The sequence below is a fragment of the Paraconexibacter sp. genome (assembly GCF_041602235.1).
Lineage (GTDB): Bacteria > Actinomycetota > Thermoleophilia > Solirubrobacterales > Solirubrobacteraceae > Paraconexibacter.
This window is the reverse complement of the sequence record NZ_JBFIGP010000005.1, coordinates 1-19280: the sequence shown is the minus strand read 5'-3', so window position 1 is coordinate 19280 and position 19280 is coordinate 1. Positions and strand designations below refer to the sequence as shown.

The window sequence follows — 19280 nt, the reverse complement described above, 5'->3', positions numbered from 1 at the left end:
TCAGGCCTTGACGAGGCCACGGTCGGCGATGATCTGCGCCAGGCGGGCGGCGACGTCGTCGGCGTCACCGCCGAGCATCTCGGCCTGCGACGCGGCCTCGGGGGCGAAGAGCCGCCGGATGGTCAGGCCCGATCCGGCCGCCGCCGCCTCCGGCGCCTCCTGCTCCTCCAGGCCCCCGGCCTGCATCGCCTGGCGGATACGGCTGATCGCCACGTAGCGCGGCGCCTGCCGGGCCGCCTGCACCCCGATCACCGCTGGTCCGTCGACGGCGATCTCGTGCACCACCCCGGCGCCGAACTCCTGACTGACCTTCACGCCGCCCTCGTGTGGCTCGACGCCGATGGCCACCGAGACGTGCGGGAGGTCCAGGGTGCCGGCCAGCAGCACGCCGGTCTGGCCGTCGAGGTCCTCCGGGCTCTGCACGCCGATCAGGATCAGGTCGGCCGACAGCCCCTCGATCACCTGCGCGAGGATCGATGCGCGCTGGTGGCTGCTGATCCCCTCCTCGAAGTCCCCGCCGAGCTTGATCGCCCGGTCGGCGCCCTTCGCGAGCGCCGCGAACAGGGTCTGGTCGACGTCGACCTCGTCGAGCCCCACCACCGTGACGGTCGTACCGGGGGACGCCTCCTTGATCAGCAGCGCCTCCTCGAGCGCCTGCTCGTCCCACTCGTTGGAGATGAACTTCAGGTACTCCCGCTCGACGTCGGTCCCGTCGTCGTTGAGCTCGAGCTCCTCGACGAGGTCGACGGTCTGCTTCATCGGGACGACGATGTGCATCTCAGGTCTCCTGTGTAGTGGCGAAACGTCCCGCGGCGGGCGGCGCGCGGTGTTCGAGGGGGCGGGTAGGTCCAGGTCCGTCCCGCAGCAGCTCGTCGAGATCGAGCTGCGTACGGATGTCGCGGAGGTCCGCGTCGGTCGGCTGCCACGGCAGGTCGCGCGGCGACTCGGTGGGACGCCAGCTGCCCATGGGCCGGGTGCAGCCCGGCTCGCCGCCGGAGCTCGGGCAGCCGTTGGTCATGAACGCCCAGCCGTCGTCGACGACGCGTTCGACGAGGTCGCGAGGGGCGTGGATCCGCACGAGGCCGCCGTCGTCGTCGTAGCGGAACGCGCCGGGGTCGAGGCCCTCCTCCTCGAGCAGGAACTTGGCGAGCTGGATGCGCCGCCAGCGCTGGACGGGCGTCTTCTCGACGTGGCCCATCCGGGAGTCCGGCTCGGGGTTGAAGCAGAAGAGGTAGGAGAAGATCTCGCGGTCGAGCAGGCGCGCGAAGATGCCCATGAGGTCGTGGTCGCTCTCACCGAGGCCGACCAGGGTGTGGCAGTTCACCTTCCACGGCCCGAAGATGCGGCGGGCGTGGCCCACGATCTCCCAGTACTGGTCCCAGCGCAGCCCGCCGTGCGGCACGTCGGTGCGCAGCGAGCGGAAGAGGTCCTCGGTGACGGCGTCGAGGCCGATGCCGATCATGTCGACGCCCGCGTCCTTGAACGCCTGCAGCCGCTGCTCGTTGAGCGTCGGAGGCGCCACCAGGATCGACAGCGGCGCGCGCACGGCGCCGGTGATGCGCTGCGAGATGTCGACGGTGTCGCGGAACGCCTGGCCGTGGGTCACCATCGAGATGCACAGCCGCGTCAGCTTGTCCTCGTGGCGGACCATCCGGCGGACGAGCTCGTCGGTCTCCACGAGCGGCCATTCGACGCGGATGAACGACTTGTCCTCGTAGTCGCCCGGGCGCGTGCGGGCCAGGCCGCAGTACCCGCAGTCCGACAGGCACCCCGAGTCGTAGGACAGCAGCAGGTTGATGCCGCCGAACGGGAACTCGCGGCTGAAGCGCCCTGACGTGAAGCGCAGCGCGAGCGCGCTGGCGTACGAGATCCGCACCCAGTCGGGGCTCACGGTTCGCGGGGCGACGTGCGTCCCGGGCAGGTCGATGGTCGTCATGCGGTCTCCGTGGCTGCGAGGTCGGGGGACGGCTGGGATGTGATGGGGTCGGGGAAGTAGCAGGAGCCGCTGAGCCGCACCGGCAACGATCCCGAGCGCTCCATCGCCTCCCGGGCGGCGGCCCACACGCCGGCGGCGATCGGGTCCGGGCCCACGCCGAACACCTCGGGCTCCAGCACCTCGCGCAGCGTGTCGGCGATCAGGTCGGGCTCCGCGGGTCGCCATCGCAGCAGCGCTTCCGCCCGGTTGACGGAGTCCGGCAGGAACGACATGTCCCCGGTGACCATGACGCTCGACAGGGCCGATCCCTGCACGCCGACGTAGATCCGCAGGAGTCCCTCCGGGGTCCGGACCAGGGCCGAGGAGTGCACCGCGTCGCGTCCCCCGCGCTGATCGAGCCAGTCGGGCGAGGCGTAGCGTTCCGTGAGGTCCGCGGCGACGACGCGCTCCCGCACGGTGGGTTCGCCGTCCTGCACGTCCGGGCCGAGCGCCTGCACGAAGCCGGCGAGGAGGAACGGCCGCAGGTCGGGACCGGTCATCGAGGTCCGCAGCTCGCGGGAGACGGTCGTCACCCGGTCCTGGACCCGGCCGATGCCGTGGGCCGACAGCTTCGCGCCCGGGATCCGCAGTGCCCGCACGAGGACCTCGACGTCGAGATCGGCCAGCACGCTGGCGTGGAAGAGGAGCCCTCCGTGCTGGTCGAGGTGCAGCCCGAGTCCGGCGATCTTGCGTCCGCCGACCTCGAGGTCGTTCTTGCCGCGGAACCGCGCCTCGAGCCCGAGGCGCTCGAGTGCCGCGATCACCCCCTCGGCGCACTGCCGCAGGACGTCGCGCGGGGAGCGCTGGACCGGGGCCCGCATCGCGACCGCGATCCCGAGCTGGTCGGACCCCATGATGATCGCGCCGCCGCCGGTGAGCCGCCGGCCGACGTCGATGCCGAGCTCGTCGCACGCATCGGTGTCGACCTCCGCCGCGAGGCTCTGGTGCCTGCCGATGAGCGCGCAGTGCGAGCGGTAGGTGTACAGGCGGACCACGGGCTGCGATGTCCCGTCACCCTCGCGATGGAACCCGTGGAGCAGCGCCTCGTCGAGCGCGGGACCGTCCGCCGCGCCGGCGCCGTCGTCCTGGAGCAGGCGCCAGCCGCTCATGCGTCCGCCCACGTCATCGAGCAGCAGTACTCGTGGAAGGAGGGCTCCAGCCCCCGCTCGCGCGCGTACGCGACCATGCCCTCCGCCGGGTAGGCGATGCCGTTGAGCCCGGCCTCGATCGCGCCCCGGTCGAGCCCGACCTTGATCGCACCCATCGGCCGGCCGCACCCGAGGTTGATCTTCGTGTCGGGCATCGCGGCGCGCGCGGTGGCGAAGAACTCCGTGCAGTCCTGCACGGGCGGCGGGTCGAGCTTGCCCATCGGCGTGCCCACCAGGGGGGTCAGCACGACGAGGATCAGTGTCGAGACCGGGTGCCGGCGGATCATCTCCAGCGCGTGCCACTCGCCCAGCAGCTGCCCGTAGTGCAGGCCGATGACGATGTGGGGGATGATCCGCAGCCCCCGGGCGGCCAGCAGGCCCAGCGCGCGGTCGAAGTCCTCCGGGGTGAGATCGAGGTGGTAGACGTCGCGGATCGTCTCCTCCGCGCCGATGATGTCGAGCATGACCGCGTCGACGCCGGCGTCGGCGAGACCGTCCGCGAGCCTCGGGGACACGACGCCGGAGTGCACGACGACCCGCATGCCGAGGTCCTCACGCACGCGGCGCATGGCGTCCACGTGCGGCAGCAGCGGGACGCCGCCGTGCTTCTGCGAGCCCCCGGACACCAGCAGGCCCTTGGTGCCCTGCTCCTGCAGCCTGCGTGCGGTCTCGAACAGGTCGGTCTCGCGGGTGACGGTGACCATGCCCTCGAGCACCTTCGTCTTGCAGTGCTCGCACTGCAGCGCGCACGCCGTCCCGGTGACCGAGACCGGCAGGAACTGCTTGGGCTGCCGCGGCTTCCACTCGCTGGACTCCCACCGCTTGAGGCCGGGGGCGTAGAACTCGATCCCGGTCCCGAACGCCGCGATCCGCGACTCGAGCAGCCGGTCGTCCGCGAGTGCGCGGCCAACGGTGCTCATTCGGCGATCATCCCCTTCGCGCGGAAGCGCGCGACCTCGGCCGAGAACCACTCCGGCAGGGCATCGCCGGTCAGGAGTCCGTCCGCCGGGGGCGTCCCGGGATCGGGTTCCAGCTCCACGAGCCAGGCACCCAGCGGATCGTGGTTGACCATGCCCGGGTCGGCGAGCGCGTCGGCGCTGTGTGCCCGCACCGTGCCCGCCACCGGACTCAGCAGCGGTCCGACGAGCTTGGCGGCCTCGACGTCCCCGAAGCTCCCACCCCGGTCGACCACGGTGCCCACGGGCACGAAGCTGAGCGAGACGATGTCGCCCGAGGTCTCGCGGCCGAGCGGGTCGAACCCGACGCGGACGATCCCGCCGTCCCGCGGCTCGACCCACATGTGGGTCTGGGGGTCGTAGAGCAGCCCCGGGTCGAGGGTGAAGCCGTCGACCTCGATGTACGTCCCTCGCACGCTCGCTCCTAGTCTCGCCATCCGAGGGCGGCGCTCAGCGCCTCCCCCACTCGTCTACCCGGGTCGCCGTGGGCGCCGAGGCGCTCGCGGGCGCTCGCCGCCGTGGCTCCCGCCCCCACCAGCGCCTTCTCCAGCTCCGGGGCCGCGGCCAGCAGCACCGCCCGGTCCGTGTCGGTCGGGCTGCGGGCGTCGTCACGTGCGCGCACGCGCGCACGTGTGATGACGCCGTCGGTGATCGTGGTCAGCAGCTCGACGCCGTCGTGCTGCGCCCACGCGACGTGCAGTCCGGCCCGCACCTTGACCGTGCGCGCCGGTCGCTCGGGCAGACCGGGGCCACGCAGCCACTGCGGCGAGCTCATCCGGTCCTCCCAGCGGAGCACCTCGCGCTCCTCCTCGGGCCGCAGGGCGCCGTGGACCGACGGCCCGAACCACGAGGTGTAGGTCTCCACCAGCGCCTGCGCCGCCTGCGCATGGTCCACGTCCGGGCGACCGAGGTCGCTGAGCGACGCGACGTGGCGGCGCATCAGGCGGGCGACCTCGGCCCGCATCTCCTCGCACGGCAGCGCGAGCACCTCCACCATCTGCTCGTACGGGAACCGCAGGATCACGTTGCCCACCACCGTGACCGCGTCGGCGATCCGCCCCGCGCCCGTCCCCGAGATCTTGCGGTCGCCGACGACGATGTCGTTGACGGCGTGCAGCCGGGCGTCGAGGCCCAGGCTGCGGAACGCGTCCACCGCCGGTCCCAGGCAGTCCTCGTACAGGCGCGAGACGACCGGGGAGACCTTGCCGGCGGGGGCGGTGAGCTGGAAGAAGAGCTGGTCGGAGTCCAGCCAGACGGGACCGCCGCCGATGCGCCGGCGGATCACCCGGATCCGGCGGCGTCCGGTGTGCCGGAGGTCGAGCTCCTCCAGCCGCCGGTGGTAGCCGATGCCCACGTACGGATCGCTGGGGATGCACAGCGACAGCACCGGGTCGTCGCCGTCGGTCATCGCGGAGGCGATGCCGTGCCAGAGCGCCTGCGAGCGCAGGGGACTCACGCGGCCGGCGTCGATGACCCGCAGGGCCACCTCAGTCCCCCTGCACCATCGCCTCGGGGCCTCCCAGCGCCTCGTCGACGAGCTCGGCGAGGTCGCGGACCGCGAGCACCCCGTCGAGCCCGGTGGACTTCGCGCCGTCCTCGAACCGCGACACCTCGTAGGGGCAGCAGACGGCGAGGATCTCGGCGCCGCTCTCGGCCGCCTCGCGGACGCGCCGCTCGCTGAGCCGCTCGCGGGTGTGGTTGACGGTGTGCCCGTCGAGCCACATGCCGCCACCGCCGCCCCCGCAGCAGTAGCCGTTCTCACGGCACCGGCCCATCTCCACCAGCTCGACCCCGGGGATCGCCTGCAGGATCGTGCGCGGCGCGTCGTACTCGCCGTTGTGCCTGCCGAGGTAGCAGGGGTCGTGCAGGGTGACCTTCGCGTCGACCGACCCGGTGAACTCCAGGCCGTCCATCAGCGGCGCGAGCAGCTGCGTGTAGTGGAGCACCTCGTAGGAGTGCCCCATCCCCGGGTAGAGGTTCTTCAGCGCGTTGAAGGCGTGCGGGTCCGGGGTGACGATCCGGGCGAACTCGTACTTGGCGAGCGTGTCGCTCACCTGGTCGGCCAGCAGCTCGAAGAGCCCCTTCTCGCCGGCCAGCCGCTGCGAGTCCCCGATCGTGCGCTCCTCGTGACCGAGGATGGCCCAGTCCACGTCCAGCCGGGTCAGGATCCGGGCGAAGGCCTGGGCCGCCGTGTGCCCGCGCGGGTGGTAGGACCAGTAGTCCTCGACGTAGAGCAGGACGTCCACGGGCCCGGGCGACTTGGGCAGCTCGCGGACCGGGACGCCCGCCTTCTTGGTCCACGCCGCCCGCTTGCGCGGGCTCTGGCCGAGTGCGTTGCCGTACTTGAAGGTGGACTCGAAGACGCCCTGCAGCTCGGCCGGGACCTCCTTGCCCTGCGTGAGCGCCGCCTCACGGGCGGCGGGCATGATCTGGATCATGTCCACCTGCTTGGGGCAGACCCGCAGGCAGTTGCCGCACGTCGTGCACAGCCACAGGTCGGGGTCCTCGAGCAGGTCGATCCCGGTCTGCAGCTTGCGGTGGATCTTGCGCGGCCCGTACTCCCCGACGACGTCGACCGGGCACACCGGCACGCACTTGCCGCAGCCGTAGCACCAGTCGATCGACTCGGCGCCGTCCAGCGCGGCGATCTCCAGCAGGTTGACGGCGTCGTAGTCCGTCAGCGTGCGATCGGCGAGCTGACGGTTCCACTCGGCCGGCAGCGTCGTCGCCCCGACCTGGGCGTCCTCGACCTCGAAAATCCCCGGCTCCTGCTTGAAGCCACCGGTCGGCATCGTCAGACCTCCATCCTGTGCACGCCCAGGAGCCGGCGTCCGAGCTCCGGCAGCGCCGGCACGATCGCGTTGAACTCCTGGCTCATCTTCAGCCCGAGCACCGTGTTCATGTAGACGCTGTAGACGCCGACCAGGAAGACGTCCGTCGCCAGGCTGCCGCCGGCGGACGTCCGGAAGCTGGCGACCTCGGCCGTCCCGTCGAGGAAGCGGGAGGCCTGCGCAACCCGGGCGTAGACGGCGCCGGGACCGTCCGCCTCGAGGTCCACGTCGTCCCCCATGACGAGCGGAAGGGCGCCGGTGCGGGTCCGGGGGTCCCAGATCCAGCGTGACCACAGCGGGTGGACGTCGGGCGCGCTGAAGTGCAGCAGCTCGGCAGCGAGGTCCGGGGCGTGGGCCTCGTCGAGTGCGACCGCCGCGCAGAACGCATCGAAGCGGGCCTCGAGCGGTCCGGATCCGTACAGCAGCTCCGCGACCCGGTCGGCGAACACCGAGACGGGGTCGGCGCCGAGGACCGCGCCGCCCCGTCGGCGCGTCACGAAGATCGACCGCAGCAGCGCCCGCGCGGTGGGCTCGTCCATCGTCGTCAGGGCGTCGGGGGCGAGGATCTCGCCGAACCGCTGCGCCTTGCGTCCGAGCGCTGCGAGCAGGGCGTCGAGCTGCTCCCGGGTCGCGCGCTTGTGGATCTCCTGGAGGAACTCCTGGACACTGGGGGTGTCGAGGACCCCGGGGTCGTCCATGCCCGTCACGTCGATGGTGCGCAGCCCGCTCACGAGACCCCGGAGAGGGTTCCGCGCCGGATCATCGCCACGGCCTTGACCGCGGCCGCGCCGGCGGAGCTGATCGTGTCCTCGAGGTCGGCGGGCCCGAGCGCCGCGCCACAGGCGAAGACCCCCTCGCGGCTGGTGCCCACCGTGTCCAGCGGCGGACGGGCGACGTCGACGAAGCCGTACTTGTTCTGCTCGACGCCCGCGAGCTGCGCCATGTCGCGGGTGCCCTGCGAGGGCTCCATGCCCACCGAGAGCACCACCATGTCCATCGGCGTCTCCACCGGGCGGCCCATCGTCGTGTCCTCGCCGCGGATCAGCAGGTGTCCCTGCTGCTCCAGGATCTCCGTGACGATCCCCTTGACGTACTGGACCTTGTGCTGCTCCTGGGCGGGCCAGTAGATCTGGTGCTCCCAGTAGCCGTACATGCGCATGTCGATGTAGAAGATCGAGGCGCGCGACTCGGGGACGTGCTTGCGGACCTCGATCGCCTGCTTGGACGCGATGCCGCAGCAGACCTTGGAGCAGTACTCGTTGCCGATGTTGCGGTCGCGCGAGCCCACGCACTGGATCCAGCAGATGCGCTTGGGAGGCTGCCCGGTGGACGGCACGAGCACCTCACCGCGCTTGAGCATCGCCTCGAGGTCCTGCAGGGCCAGCACGTCGGGGTACTGGTAGTAGTTGTAGATCTGGCGCTCGCGGCCCGGGTCGAAGTGCGTGAACCCGGTCGCCAGGATCACCGCGGACACCTCGACGTCCTCGCTGCCCTGCTCGCCCTCGACGGTGGCGCGGAACGCGCCGGCATCCCCGGACAGGGCGGTCACGCGCGAGGACGTGCGCACGTCGGCGAGCTCACGTGCCCGCAGCGCGGCCTCCATGTCCGCCATCGCCTGCTCGGCGTCGTCGAAGTGCGGCGTCAGCGCGGCGTACTGCTCGTGGACGGGGGTCCCGCCCAGCCGCTCGCGCTGCTCGACCACGATCGCGCGGACCCCGAGGTCCGCGACGTTCCGGGCGGCCTCGATCCCCGCGGGACCGCCGCCGATGACCAGGACCGCGGGATCAGGCATCGAGGACCTCGACGTCCTCCCAGGTGAGCACGTCCTTCCCGCCGGAGCGCAGGTCCTCGCAGGCGGTCTCGAACTCCGCCCAGGCCTTCTCCCAGTCGATGCCCATCTTCTCCAGCAGCGGCCGGTACTCGGCGGCGTGCCAGTGCAGCTGACAGACCAGGTACGGGTGCGCGCCCATCGCCAGCGCGGCGAACTGGGCCTCGGACATGACCGGGATCGTCGGCGCGTCGGCGTCGTGGGCCTTGGCCGCGAACTGGCTCTTGTCGAGCGTCGTCACGCACCCGGTGTCGTGGGTGAGCGTCACGTCGGGGTCGGCCTCCTCCTTCATCCGCGCGATCTTGCGCTGCGTCGCGAACGAGCGGGTGAAGTCGCGCTGGACGAGGATGTGCCGGAAGCCGAACCCGCAGCAGTCGAAGAAGGTCGAGTAGTCGCGGACCTCGGCGCCCAGGGCGGTCGCGACGCCCGAGACCACCGCGGTGCGCTGCCCGCCGTAGACCTCCGGGTCGTAGATGGCGTCGCCCTCGACGAGCTTGTAGTAGTGGCAGGCCGGGTGGACCGTGACGCTGATCGAGGAGAAGTCCCGGACCTGGTGCTTGCGGATCTCGTCGCGCATCGCGTAGAACCACTCGGAGTAGTGGACGAGCTCCTCCGGCAGCACGAGTGGCTTGCCGAGCGCGGCGAGCACGTCGCGGACCTGGTGCCGCAGCTCGTCGTGGTGCAGGAGCTCGTGGCGGACCTCCTTGTAGTGCCCGAAGGAGGTGCCGCAGTGGATGATCGGGAAGTGGCCCGTCTCGTGGGCGGCCGCGAAGTTGCGCGTGGCGACCGCCGCCTGCGCCGCGGCGTTGGAGGTGGCCGAGGCGTAGTAGTTCCACGCGGTGCACGAGGTCTGGTCGCGCGGGTCGTGGTAGTCGATCCCGAGCTTGCGGTTGACCCAGAAGATCGAGGTCGAGTAGCCCGGGATGTGCCCGCACTGGCCGCAGCTCTTGTGGTGCCACGTCGTGCCGATCGGGACCTTCTTCGTGCGCCCGTACTTCAGGGGCACCTCGACGTAGTCGCCCTCGACGCGCTGCACGACGATCTCGCCGGCCGCCTCGAGTTCGAAGAGGCGCTCGCGGAAGTCCTCGGGAACCTGGTCGGGCTCCCAGCCGGCGAAGTCCTTCTTGTTCGGTCGATCGGGTCCTTGGACCAGTGGAAGGGGGATGGTCACCGTCGATCGCCTCCTCAGGCGTCAGTCGAGCTCGTAGCCGTGTTCGTCGAGCAGGTCCTCCATGACCTCCTCGAGCAGCGAATGCAGGGACTCGTCGACGTCGGCGATCATCGCCAGCGCCCCGGTCTTGTGCCAGATGAGGTACAGCTCGACGAGCGTCTTCTCGTCGATGTCCCACCCGGTCGTCGTGGTGTGGTGCGTGTCGGGCGGCAGCGCGCGACGCCACACGTCGAGGTTCTCGGAGACCGCCGCGACCCCGGGCCCCCAGTCCGGGAAGGCGTCGGCCTGGAGCATGTCGGGTGACACCTGCGTGCCGGTCGACATGATCTTGTAGATGATGCGCGTGTACCCGCGCAACGCCTCCTTCGCGGAGGCGAGGCCGTTCGTGATCGCGACCTCGCGCATGATCGTGATCAGCCCACCCGGGTTGTTCCCGCGCGGGCAGCGCAGGCACGAGAAGCACTGGGAGCACTCCCAGATGTCCTCGTTCATCTGCTGGTAGACGAGGTCGACGTCCTCGCGGGCCGCGGCCTGGGCGATGCGCCGCGGCGAGAAGTCGTAGAAGCGGGCCGACGGGCACGCGGCGACGCAGATGCCGCACTCGTAGCACCCGTAGAGGTAGTCGTCGAAGCGGACGTCGGCCTTGACCTGCTCGAAGAGCTCCGCCTTCACCTCGTAGGGGACGTCGCCGAACGGCGGTTCGGCGAGCTTGTACGCGGAGCTGCTCGTGAGGGCGGCGTCGGCCATCGGATCAGAAGCTCACGACCGCCTCGGCCTCCATGGCGAGCCCGTTGAAGGCCGCGCCACCGATCATCTCGACCTCGTCGAGCAGTTCCTCACGGGTCAGGTCGTTGAGGTCCAGGCTCGGCTGGCAGACCAGCAGCCGTACCCCGCAGTCCAGCGCCTGGTCGATGAAGAACCGGAGCTTCTGCCCGTCGTCCCCCTTCGGCCCGACCTGGTCGACGATGTCCTTCCGCAGCAGCTGCGGCCCGTTCATCGTGAAGTAGATGGCGGTCTCGACGTCCATCGCCGCGGCCGAGGCCGCGAGGAAGAACGGGGTGGCGCATCGCTCCGGGGACTCGAGCCCGTGGGTCATCACGTAGAGGACGCTGTCCTCGTCGCTGTCCGCGCTCACGATCGCTCCCCCCGCTCCGGGTCAGGACTTGCGCAACAGCACACGGAACACACCACCGTCCTGCGCCTCGATCCCGAGGAGCTCGTTCCCGGTCTGCTTCGTCCAGGCGTGCATGTCGGGCTCGACGCCCGGGTCGGTCGCGAGCACCTCGAGCACGTCGCCGGGGCTCATGGTCTTCATCGCCTTGGCCGTCTTGACGACCGGGATCGGGCACGCCGCTCCCTTGACGTCAAGCGTCTGGGCTGGGCCAGCTGAACTCTCCACGCGTCCTCTCCTCAAAGGTCCACGGCTGCCGTCCCCGGCAGGCGGCCTGACGACCGCGGTCCATTCGTACCGCCTCCCGAGTTCCGTTGTCAAGTTTTCGCCATTGCTCAAATGATCCTTGACCGTTCGGGCAAACAGCGTCTACTCTCGGCCGATGCCCTCGGATGAACAGCGGCCGATGCCGGACCTCGATCTGACGGCCGCGGCGCTCCCCCCGGTGGTGGTCGAGCGCATCGCCGACCGCTTCAAGCTCCTGAGTGATCCGACGCGCCTGCGCCTCGTCAACGCCCTGCACGTCGAGGGCGAGCTGAGCGTCGGCGACCTCGTCGAGCGCGTGGGCACGTCCTACGGCGCGGTCAGCAAGCAGCTCAGCCTGCTCCGCGCCCAGGGCGTCGTCTCCCGCCGGCGCGACGGCACGCGCATCTACTACCAGATCTGCGACCCGTCCCTGTCGGACCTGTGCACCGCCGTGTGCGAGGGGATCCGCCGGGACTGGGCCGGTTGGGGAGCCGCGCTCGAGCGTGAGCTCACGTCCACCAAGGAGGAGTAGCGCAACCATGACGGACACTGCCGCCGTAGGAGACGCCCTCACCGCCGGGATGAGCCGGCAGGAACTCGAGGAGATGGTCGCCAGGATGATCGAGGAGCGGGACCCCCGGGACCCCAACCTCATGACGTTGATCGCCTGGGGCGGAGATCTGGACCGGCTCTGGCCGACCACGATCCTCGCGACGACCGCGGCCGCCGGCGGCATGGACGTCGCGATCTTCTTCACCTTCTGGGGCCTGTTCCCGCTGGTGAAGGAGGAGAAGCGCCTCACCGGGGACAACTGGATGACCAAGGGCCTCGCGGCGATGAACCGCCCCAGCGCCCAGCACGCCGCGCTGTCCAAGCTGAACATGGGCGGCATGGGCCCGTCGATGATGCGCTCGCTGGCCAAGAAGCACGGCGTCGCTCCGCCCGAGGAGCTCATGGAGATGGCGCAGGACCTCGACGTGAAGATGTGGCCCTGCCAGATGACCATGGACCTCATGGGTCTCAAGCGCGAGGATCTCATCGACGGCCTCGACGAGACCGCGGGCGCCGCGACCGCCCTGGCGCGGATGCAGAAGTCCGCCATCAGCCTGTTCATCTGAGTCCCGCGCAGCGCCGCGCCCACATCCCCGACGGGACCGCACGCACGCGGTCCCGTTCCCGTTCCGACCCACCCCGGACCGGGACCGAACGTCTATCCTCCCGCGCCGGTCGCTTGACTGGGTACTTGCGTATTTGAGAGGTTCGTCAAGACGTCTCAAACGGGAGAGGGGCGAGACGAGGTGGCTTCGACGGGCAGCGTTCTGCGACGACGCGGGGGGACCTCCGCGCCGGAGGTGCTCGGCTATGACCAGCCAGGTCGCCTGGTCCGTACGCGGACGCAGACGCTCGGCGGCATGCTGGTGCTCGCGCTGCGCGCGCTCATCGCCCTGGCCCGGCCCCCGTTCGTCTGGCGGCGCGAGTTCGTGCTGCAGTCGATCTTCATCATCCGCGTCACCCTCCTGCCGATCGCCCTGTCGATCGCGGCCTGGGGCTTCGCCGGGCCGGGGCTCCAGGCCGGGAACTTCCTGGTCACCTTCGGCACCATCGATCGCGCAGGCGGCTTCATGGTCGTGGCGATCGTCCGCGAGTTCGGCACGTTCGTGACCGCGACCGTCGTCGCCGGGGTGGTCGGGACCACGATCACCGCCGAGCTGGGCGCCCGCAAGATCCGCGACGAGCTCGACGCGCTGCGCGTCCTCGGAGTGGACCCGATCACCTACATGGTCGCGCCCCGGATCCTCGCGCTCGCCATGATGATGATGGCCCTCGACGTCGTCGCCCTGCTCTTCGGCGTGCTCGGCGGATACGTGGCCTCCGTCGGGATCCTGGGCGGCACGAGCGGCGGGTTCCTCGTCAACTTCTTCGCCAACACGACGTTCCTGGACCTGGCCGCGAGCGTGATCAAGGTCGGCATCTTCGGCGTGTTGATCGGCGTCATCTGCTGCTACAAGGGCCTCAACGTCAAGGGAGGGGCCGAAGGCGTCGGACGGGCCGTCAACGAGGCGGTCGTCGGCTGCCTGATCGCGATCTTCTTCGTCAACCTCGTCTACACGCAGTACTTCCTCGCCGCGTTCCCGGACGTCGGAGTGTTCCGGTGAAGGCAGGACCGTCCTCACCGCAGAACGAGATCTCGGCGTCGCCCCTGCCGAGCGAGATCCCCGGGATCGGCCGGCTCGGATTCCTGGGCCTCGTCGGTGAGGTCGCCGCATTCGGGTGGCACGGGGTGCGGCAGGTCCGCCACGCCCGCGAGTTCGGTGCCGAGATCGTGCGCCAGGCCGCGCTCATCGCGACCGGCAGCACGCTGGTCATCATGGCGATCGCGTTCCTCGCCGGGGGGAGCTGCGGGCTGGAGTCCACCGCGCTGGCGCGGTCCTTCGGCGTGGACCCCGTGGCCGGGGGCTTCTCCACGTGGTGCACGCTGCGGGAGGTCGTCCCGTTCGTCTTCGGCTACATCCTCGCCGCCAAGGTCGGGTGCGGCATGGTGGCGGAGCTCGGAGCGATGCGCGTCGCCGAGGAGGTCGACGCGCTCGACGTCATGGGCGTCCGATCGGTCGCCTACCTCGTGACGACCCGGATGCTGGCCGCGGCGATCGTCCTGCCGATCGCGTACATGCTCGCGGTCGCGTCGGCCTACCTCGCGGCGTTCCTGATGTCGGTCGAGCGCTTCGGGGACGTCTCCCCCGGCACGTGGGAGCTGTTCTTCTACAACTTCCAGGACCCGATCGATCTCATCTACTCGACGATCAAGGGGCTGACGATCGCCGCGTTCGTCGTCTGCACCAGCCTCTACTTCGGCTACCACGTGCGCGGCGGCCCGATCGAGGTGGGCACCGCGACCGCCCGGTCGATGGCGGTGAACATCATCGGCGTGACCATGATCAGCATGATCGGGACGCTGGTGTTCTGGGGAGCCAACCCGCGCATCCCGATCGGATGACCTCCGCGCCCACCTCCCGCACCTTCGCGTTCGCCGCGCTCGCGGCCGCCGCCGTCCTGGTCCTCGTCGTGCTGCTCGGCTCCGGCGGGTCCACCGAGCTCGTCGCCCGCTTCGACCAGGCCCACGGGCTCGTGCGGGGTGCCGAGGTCCGATCGGGAGGGGTCAACGTCGGCAAGGTCACGGACATCGAGCTGGGTCCGGACCGCCGCCCCCGCGTCACCCTGAAGGTCGACGACGACGCGGTCCCGCGCGAGGGCGCGACCGCGGCGCTCCAGATGTTCTCGCTGGCCGGAGAGGTCAACCGCTACGTCGACCTGACGTCCGGATCGGGCGAGCGGATGCGCGACGGAGCGACCATCCGGACCGCGCCGAACGACGAGCCCGTCGAGCTGGGCCAGGTGCTGGAGACGCTCGACCCGCGGACGCGGGCCGACGTCCGCGGTGTCCTGAAGGGGATGCGGCGGGCCTCCGACGGTCGCGGACCGGACATCGAGGCCGCCCTGCGCCGCAGCGCGGACGCGGTCGGCGAGACCGCCGAACTGCTCGCCGGCGTCCGCGGCGAGGGCGACTCCCTCGACGAACTGCTGCGCCAGTCGCGCACGGTCGTCGGCGCGCTCGCGAAGGACCCGGACGCCCCGGGTGCCGCCGTGGACGCCCTGGCGTCGACGCTCGACGTCACCGCCGCCCGTCAGCGCCGGCTCGAAGCCGGCGTCCGTGCGCTCCCGGCCGGTCTCCGCGAGCCGCGCAAGGCCCTGCAGACCACGGCGGCGGTCGTCTCGGACCTGCGCGGCGTCGTCGCCGACGCCCGTCCGGCCGCCCGCGCCCTCGTGCCGTTCAGCGGCCGCCTGCGCACCACGCTCGGCGCTGCCCGCCCGACGCTCTCGCAGGCGCGCGAGCTCGTCCGCAGCGCCCCCGCGGACCTCCGCGCGCTGCGCCCGTTCCTGCAGACCTCGGCGCCCGTCTTCGAGCAGCTCACCTCGGCACTGCGCAGCGGCAATCCGATGCTCGACCAGGCGCGGACGCGACTGCCGGACGTGTTCGCGTTCTTCGCCAACTGGGCGGACTTCACCGCCAACTACGACGCCAACGGTCACGCCGCCCGCATCGGTCTGGTCTTCGCTCCGCCGCCGCTGAACCTCCGCGGTCCGTCGGACATCGAGCCCGGGCACCTGGCCAAGCCGTTCACCCGCACGCCCGGCGTGCTGGAGAGCGAGCCGTGGAAGGACTTCGAGGACTCGTTCGTCGGGAGCGCGCCATGAGGCCGCGTACCGCGATCGCGACCGTGCTCGTGTTCGGCCTGCTCGTCGCCGCCTACGCCGCCTTCTCCGGCGAGGACGGGACGGTCGTGCGCGCCGAGTTCACCAGCGCTCGCGGCTTGCTGGAGAAGAACGAGGTCCGGGTGCAGGGCGCGCCCGCCGGCAGCATCGAGACGATCGAGCTCACCCCGCGGAACACCGCCGTGGTGACCCTGCGGTTGCGCGAGGGCATGCCTGCGCCGCGGGCCGACGCGACCGCCGCGATCCGTCCCGTCGACCTGCTCGGCGACGTCTACCTCGCGTTCGATCCCGGGTCGAGCCCACAGCCGCTGCGGGGCACGATCGCGACCGACCGCACCAGCAATGCGCCGCGGCTCGACGAGCTGCTGCGGGCGTTCGCGCCCGAGGCCCGTGACGGGCTGCGCGCGCTGATCGTCGGCCTCGGGCAGGGCCTGGACCGCCGGGGCGGCGACGTCCAGCGGGCGGTCCTGCGGCTGCGTCCGGCGCTGGAGGCGACCGATGCGCTGATGGAGGAGCTCGACGACCAGCGGTCCGCGCTGCGGGACCTCATCGGGGACGCCCACCGGGCCACCCGCCAGCTGGCCTCCCGGCGTCGTGACCTGGGCACGACCGTCGAGGCCCTCGGCACGACGCTGAGCGCCGTGGCGGACCGCTCCACCGCCCTCGATCAGGGCCTGCGTCGTGCCCCCGGGCTGCTCGCCCGCCTCACCGGCACGTCGCGACGGCTCGCCCGCACGGCCCGCGCCGCCACCCCGCTGGCGCGCAGCCTGGGCGAGTCGGCGCCCGGGCTCGCCGCGGTCGCCGCGGACCTGCCGGCGTTCGCGTCCGACGCGCGGCGGGCGGTGCAGGACACGCGCCCGCTCATCCGCGACCTCGGGACGACGCTGCAGGCCGCCCGGGCCAGCGCCCCGCGGCTCGCGAGCGGCCTGGACGCCCTCGCGACGGCCTCCCCCGCCCTCGACCGGATGACCACGGCGCTGGTCCCCGCCGCCAAGCCGATCTCCGAGGGGTTCTTCGTGAACTTCGCCGATCAGGCGGCGGAGCCCGGCAACCAGCCGTTCGACCCCTTCGGGGATCCGGCCCGCAACTACTGGCGCGGCGCCGCGGTCTTCTCGTGCGAGGCGTTCGGCCTGCCGGTGCAGGCCGGGTGCCTGTCGCAGTACCTGGGGAAGCAGCGCAGCCGGGGCGGACGTCGCGAGCCCTCGCGCCCGTCGAAGCCGTCGGCGTCCACCCCGCCGTCCCCACGGCCGACACCGGCGCGTCCCGTGCCGCGGCCGGCGTTGCCGAAGCTCCCCAAGCTCCCCGACCTGCCGCTCGGCCTCGACACCGCGCTCGACGACGTGCTCGGAGCGGTCGTCGGCCAGGCGCGCGGCCCCCGGCGTCCGACCGGCGACGGCGATCTCCTCAACTACCTCCTGGGCCCATGAGGACGCCACCCCGACAGCACCGGTCGCTGCTCGAGCGCGCCGCCCACGGCGCCGAGGGCCTGGAGCGGCACAGCCTCGCGCTCGGCGTGGCGGTCCTCGCCGTGCTCGCGGTGATCGCCTACCTGTCCGTGGTGGCCATCAACGGCATCCCGTTCACCGACCCCTACCAGGTGCGGATCGAGACGCCGCCCGACGCCCCGCTGCTGAAGGACGGGGACGAGGTGCGGATCGGCGGCCGGCGCGCAGGCCAGATCCGCGGGGTCGACGTCGGCCCGGGTGGCGGTGCGCTGCTCTCCGTGGACCTCGACGACGGGCCGGTCGGCCGCGACGCGACCGCGCGGGTGCGGCTGCGCGGACTGGCCGGGGCGACCTACGTCGAGGTCGATCCGGGCCGGACGTCCGACCCCCTCCCCGAGCACGGCCTGATCCCGCTCGCACGGACCGGCAGCGGCGTCGAGCTCACCGACGTCGTCGACGCCTTCGACCCCGCCACCACCGGTGCCGTGCGCCGGACGCTGGACGCCTACGGTCGCGGCTTCACCGGCCGCGGAGCGGATCTGAACCGCGCCCTGGGCGACCTCGGTCCGGCCCTGGACTCCGTCACCCCCCTCCTGCAGGCGGCCACGCAGCCGCCCGGGGAGCTCGCGCGCCTCCTGGGAGGCATGGACCGCGTGGCCCGCGGCTTCGCGACGCCGGGCGGCGAGGATCTCGCCGGCCTGCTGCCCGTCGCTGCGGCCACGCTCGGCACGACGGCCGAGCGCAGCGAGTCGATCCAGGCGGCGATCGACCGGCTCCCGGTGCTCGCCGGCAGCGCCGACCGGGTCCTGCCCGCCGCTGACGTGCTGCTCGACGACGCCGCCGTCGCGAGCCGTGAGCTGCGTCCCGCGGTGCTCGCCCTCCGGGACGCCCTGCCCGACACGCGGCGGCTGCTGCGACGTCGCGGCGACCTCGCATCGCTGTCGACGCTCGCCGCGCAGGCGCGCCCCGTCCTGCGGCTCGCCAGCCCGGTGCTGCGGAGCCTGACGCCCAGCGCGGCGTCGCTGGCGCCGCTGGCCGCGCCCCTGCAGACGCTCTCCGACCACCTCGCCGCCTACGAGAAGGATCTGTTCCTGGCCCCCGACGGCTTCACCCGCTGGGGCGGGTTCCGCTACGGGGTCGGGCAGGCGCCGGGCGCCCGGGCGGTGCGGTTCCTGCCGGTCTTCACCTGCATGCGGGCCCGCGTGCCGTATCCCGCTCCGGGCGAGGCACTCACGCACAGCGAGGGGTGCTCGCGATGACACCGCGCCCCGACCGGACCCTCGCCCAGCAGCGGCGGCACGACGCCGACACCTTCGTCCGCAGGCGTCGGATCCTGGGCGTCGTCGTCCTGCTCGTCGCCGGTCTCCTGACGACGCTGCTGTACGTCAAGCCCGATCCGTTCGCGGACACCCAGACCGTCAGGATCGCGGTCGACGACGCCGGCGGCACCGACCTCGTCGGCGGCGAGGTCCGCATGGCGGGCACGCCCGTCGGCAAGGTCACCGGCCGGGAGCGCGTCGGCGACGGCGCGATCCTCACCCTCGAGATCGAGGACAGCGCCGGGCCGATCACGCAGCGCGCGCGGGCCGACATCCGCCCGCGAACCCCGTTCGAGGGACCCGTGTACATCGCGCTGTCACCGGGTCCGCGCTCGGCCCCCGCGCTCGGTGGCGCCGTCCTGCCCCGGTCGCGGACCCGCAACTACGTGCAGCTGGATCGGGCGTTGCGCTTCGCCCAGCCCCCCGTCCGCGCGTCCCTGCGCGACGTCGTCTCGGAGCTGCACGGGGCGCTGGCGGGCAGCGGCGCCGACGGGCTGCGCCACGCGCTGCGTGCTGCGCCGACGCTGACCCGGGAGCTCGCTCCCGCGGCCCGGTCCGCGCGGGGCGTGCAGGGGACCGAGCTGCGGACGGCCGTGCGCAAGATCGGTGACACCGTCGAGGCGGTCGCCGACCAGAGCCGCACGCTCGTCCCGATGGCGCGCGGCACGGCACGGACGTTCTCCGCCCTTCGGGTCGACGATGGCCAGGCCCTGGGCCGCACGATCGACGAGCTACCGGCGCGCCTGGCCGGGCTGGACGCGGGAGGCCGCCGTCTGACCACGCTCGTCACGACCCTGCGGGACGTCGGGACCGAGCTGCGTCCGACCCTGCGGGCGGTGCCACCCACGACCGGCGCGCTGACCCCACTGCTCCGTGAGGCGCCACCGGTGCTGCGCGACACGACGCCGCTGCTGCGCG

The 19280-nt window shown here is 72.0% G+C and carries 21 protein-coding genes; 8 read left to right on the top strand and 13 right to left on the bottom strand.

From position 1 onward, the window contains the following. Genes ABYE80_RS00830 through ABYE80_RS00770 form a run of 13 tightly spaced genes read right to left on the bottom strand, consistent with a single transcriptional unit; the run spans position 1 to position 11308 of the window. Entirely contained in the window at positions 1–777 is a 777-nt protein-coding gene (locus ABYE80_RS00830) for an electron transfer flavoprotein subunit beta/FixA family protein (protein ID WP_372787913.1), read from the bottom strand. A gap of 1 nt (position 778) precedes the next feature. Further along, a complete protein-coding gene (locus ABYE80_RS00825; protein ID WP_372787911.1) occupies positions 779–1936 on the bottom strand; it encodes a radical SAM protein in 1158 nt (385 codons plus the stop codon). Beyond that, positions 1933–3084, bottom strand: coding sequence for a biotin/lipoate A/B protein ligase family protein (locus ABYE80_RS00820; protein WP_372787910.1), 1152 nt, complete (start codon positions 3082–3084; stop codon positions 1933–1935). Before ABYE80_RS00820 ends, ABYE80_RS00825 begins: the two co-directional genes overlap by 4 nt. Further along, complete coding sequence (locus tag ABYE80_RS00815; protein WP_372787908.1) at positions 3081–4043, bottom strand: radical SAM protein; 963 nt, start codon at positions 4041–4043, stop codon at positions 3081–3083. The genes ABYE80_RS00820 and ABYE80_RS00815 overlap by 4 nt, the downstream gene beginning before the upstream one ends. After that, entirely contained in the window at positions 4040–4495 is a 456-nt protein-coding gene (locus ABYE80_RS00810; protein ID WP_372787907.1) for a glycine cleavage system protein H, read from the bottom strand. Before ABYE80_RS00810 ends, ABYE80_RS00815 begins: the two co-directional genes overlap by 4 nt. 8 nt (positions 4496–4503) lie before the next feature. Beyond that, positions 4504–5565: a biotin/lipoate A/B protein ligase family protein gene (locus ABYE80_RS00805; RefSeq protein WP_372787905.1), complete on the bottom strand. Its 1062-nt coding sequence runs from the start codon at positions 5563–5565 to the stop codon at positions 4504–4506. A 1-nt stretch (position 5566) separates the two neighbouring features. Next, complete coding sequence (locus ABYE80_RS00800; RefSeq protein ID WP_372787903.1) at positions 5567–6871, bottom strand: (Fe-S)-binding protein; 1305 nt, start codon at positions 6869–6871, stop codon at positions 5567–5569. A 2-nt stretch (positions 6872–6873) separates the two neighbouring features. Beyond that, on the bottom strand, positions 6874–7641 hold the full coding sequence (locus ABYE80_RS00795; RefSeq protein WP_372787902.1) for a hypothetical protein: 768 nt from the start codon (positions 7639–7641) through the stop codon (positions 6874–6876). After that, entirely contained in the window at positions 7638–8702 is a 1065-nt protein-coding gene (locus ABYE80_RS00790) for an FAD-dependent oxidoreductase (RefSeq protein ID WP_372787900.1), read from the bottom strand. The genes ABYE80_RS00795 and ABYE80_RS00790 overlap by 4 nt, the downstream gene beginning before the upstream one ends. Beyond that, a complete protein-coding gene (locus ABYE80_RS00785) occupies positions 8695–9903 on the bottom strand; it encodes a heterodisulfide reductase-related iron-sulfur binding cluster (protein WP_372787942.1) in 1209 nt (402 codons plus the stop codon). Before ABYE80_RS00785 ends, ABYE80_RS00790 begins: the two co-directional genes overlap by 8 nt. Positions 9904–9930: 27 nt before the next feature. After that, positions 9931–10656, bottom strand: coding sequence for a 4Fe-4S dicluster domain-containing protein (locus ABYE80_RS00780; protein ID WP_372787899.1), 726 nt, complete (start codon positions 10654–10656; stop codon positions 9931–9933). 4 nt (positions 10657–10660) lie between these two features. Continuing rightward, on the bottom strand, positions 10661–11044 hold the full coding sequence (locus ABYE80_RS00775) for a DsrE/DsrF/DrsH-like family protein (protein WP_372787898.1): 384 nt from the start codon (positions 11042–11044) through the stop codon (positions 10661–10663). Positions 11045–11065: 21 nt separating this feature from the next. Beyond that, a complete protein-coding gene (locus tag ABYE80_RS00770; protein WP_372787896.1) occupies positions 11066–11308 on the bottom strand; it encodes a sulfurtransferase TusA family protein in 243 nt (80 codons plus the stop codon). Between the two features lie 154 nt (positions 11309–11462). On the opposite strand from ABYE80_RS00770, the gene ABYE80_RS00765 reads away from it, so the two are divergent. From ABYE80_RS00765 to ABYE80_RS00730, 8 genes are all read left to right on the top strand, one after another. Next, complete coding sequence (locus tag ABYE80_RS00765; protein ID WP_372787894.1) at positions 11463–11858, top strand: ArsR/SmtB family transcription factor; 396 nt, start codon at positions 11463–11465, stop codon at positions 11856–11858. Positions 11859–11865: 7 nt separating this feature from the next. Next, the gene (locus ABYE80_RS00760) at positions 11866–12444 is read left to right on the top strand and encodes a DsrE/DsrF/DrsH-like family protein (protein WP_372787893.1); all 579 of its coding nucleotides are present in this window, start codon (positions 11866–11868) and stop codon (positions 12442–12444) included. 294 nt (positions 12445–12738) lie between these two features. Next, on the top strand, positions 12739–13482 hold the full coding sequence (locus ABYE80_RS00755) for an MlaE family ABC transporter permease (RefSeq protein WP_372787892.1): 744 nt from the start codon (positions 12739–12741) through the stop codon (positions 13480–13482). After that, a complete protein-coding gene (locus tag ABYE80_RS00750; RefSeq protein ID WP_372787890.1) occupies positions 13479–14321 on the top strand; it encodes an MlaE family ABC transporter permease in 843 nt (280 codons plus the stop codon). The genes ABYE80_RS00755 and ABYE80_RS00750 overlap by 4 nt, the downstream gene beginning before the upstream one ends. Beyond that, on the top strand, positions 14318–15580 hold the full coding sequence (locus ABYE80_RS00745; protein ID WP_372787888.1) for an MlaD family protein: 1263 nt from the start codon (positions 14318–14320) through the stop codon (positions 15578–15580). Before ABYE80_RS00750 ends, ABYE80_RS00745 begins: the two co-directional genes overlap by 4 nt. Continuing rightward, on the top strand, positions 15577–17025 hold the full coding sequence (locus ABYE80_RS00740) for an MlaD family protein (RefSeq protein ID WP_372787887.1): 1449 nt from the start codon (positions 15577–15579) through the stop codon (positions 17023–17025). The genes ABYE80_RS00745 and ABYE80_RS00740 overlap by 4 nt, the downstream gene beginning before the upstream one ends. Continuing rightward, positions 17022–18302 carry an MlaD family protein gene (locus ABYE80_RS00735; protein WP_372787886.1) on the top strand — a complete coding sequence of 427 codons (1281 nt, stop codon included), beginning with the start codon at positions 17022–17024 and terminating at the stop codon, positions 18300–18302. Before ABYE80_RS00740 ends, ABYE80_RS00735 begins: the two co-directional genes overlap by 4 nt. Then, positions 18299–19280: MlaD family protein (locus ABYE80_RS00730; protein ID WP_372787885.1), on the top strand; the 982-nt coding region annotated here is incomplete at its 3' end. The genes ABYE80_RS00735 and ABYE80_RS00730, both read left to right, overlap by 4 nt.

Coding starts and splice junctions, on each gene's coding strand:
- ABYE80_RS00830 (WP_372787913.1), bottom strand. CDS start 777: ATGCACATCGTCGTCCCGATGAAGCAGACCGTCGACCTCGTCGAGGAG.
- ABYE80_RS00825 (WP_372787911.1), bottom strand. CDS start 1,936: ATGACGACCATCGACCTGCCCGGGACGCACGTCGCCCCGCGAACCGTG.
- ABYE80_RS00820 (WP_372787910.1), bottom strand. CDS start 3,084: ATGAGCGGCTGGCGCCTGCTCCAGGACGACGGCGCCGGCGCGGCGGAC.
- ABYE80_RS00815 (WP_372787908.1), bottom strand. CDS start 4,043: ATGAGCACCGTTGGCCGCGCACTCGCGGACGACCGGCTGCTCGAGTCG.
- ABYE80_RS00800 (WP_372787903.1), bottom strand. CDS start 6,871: ATGCCGACCGGTGGCTTCAAGCAGGAGCCGGGGATTTTCGAGGTCGAG.
- ABYE80_RS00790 (WP_372787900.1), bottom strand. CDS start 8,702: ATGCCTGATCCCGCGGTCCTGGTCATCGGCGGCGGTCCCGCGGGGATC.
- ABYE80_RS00780 (WP_372787899.1), bottom strand. CDS start 10,656: ATGGCCGACGCCGCCCTCACGAGCAGCTCCGCGTACAAGCTCGCCGAA.
- ABYE80_RS00765 (WP_372787894.1), top strand. CDS start 11,463: ATGCCCTCGGATGAACAGCGGCCGATGCCGGACCTCGATCTGACGGCC.
- ABYE80_RS00760 (WP_372787893.1), top strand. CDS start 11,866: ATGACGGACACTGCCGCCGTAGGAGACGCCCTCACCGCCGGGATGAGC.
- ABYE80_RS00755 (WP_372787892.1), top strand. CDS start 12,739: ATGCTGGTGCTCGCGCTGCGCGCGCTCATCGCCCTGGCCCGGCCCCCG.
- ABYE80_RS00745 (WP_372787888.1), top strand. CDS start 14,318: ATGACCTCCGCGCCCACCTCCCGCACCTTCGCGTTCGCCGCGCTCGCG.
- ABYE80_RS00740 (WP_372787887.1), top strand. CDS start 15,577: ATGAGGCCGCGTACCGCGATCGCGACCGTGCTCGTGTTCGGCCTGCTC.
- ABYE80_RS00735 (WP_372787886.1), top strand. CDS start 17,022: ATGAGGACGCCACCCCGACAGCACCGGTCGCTGCTCGAGCGCGCCGCC.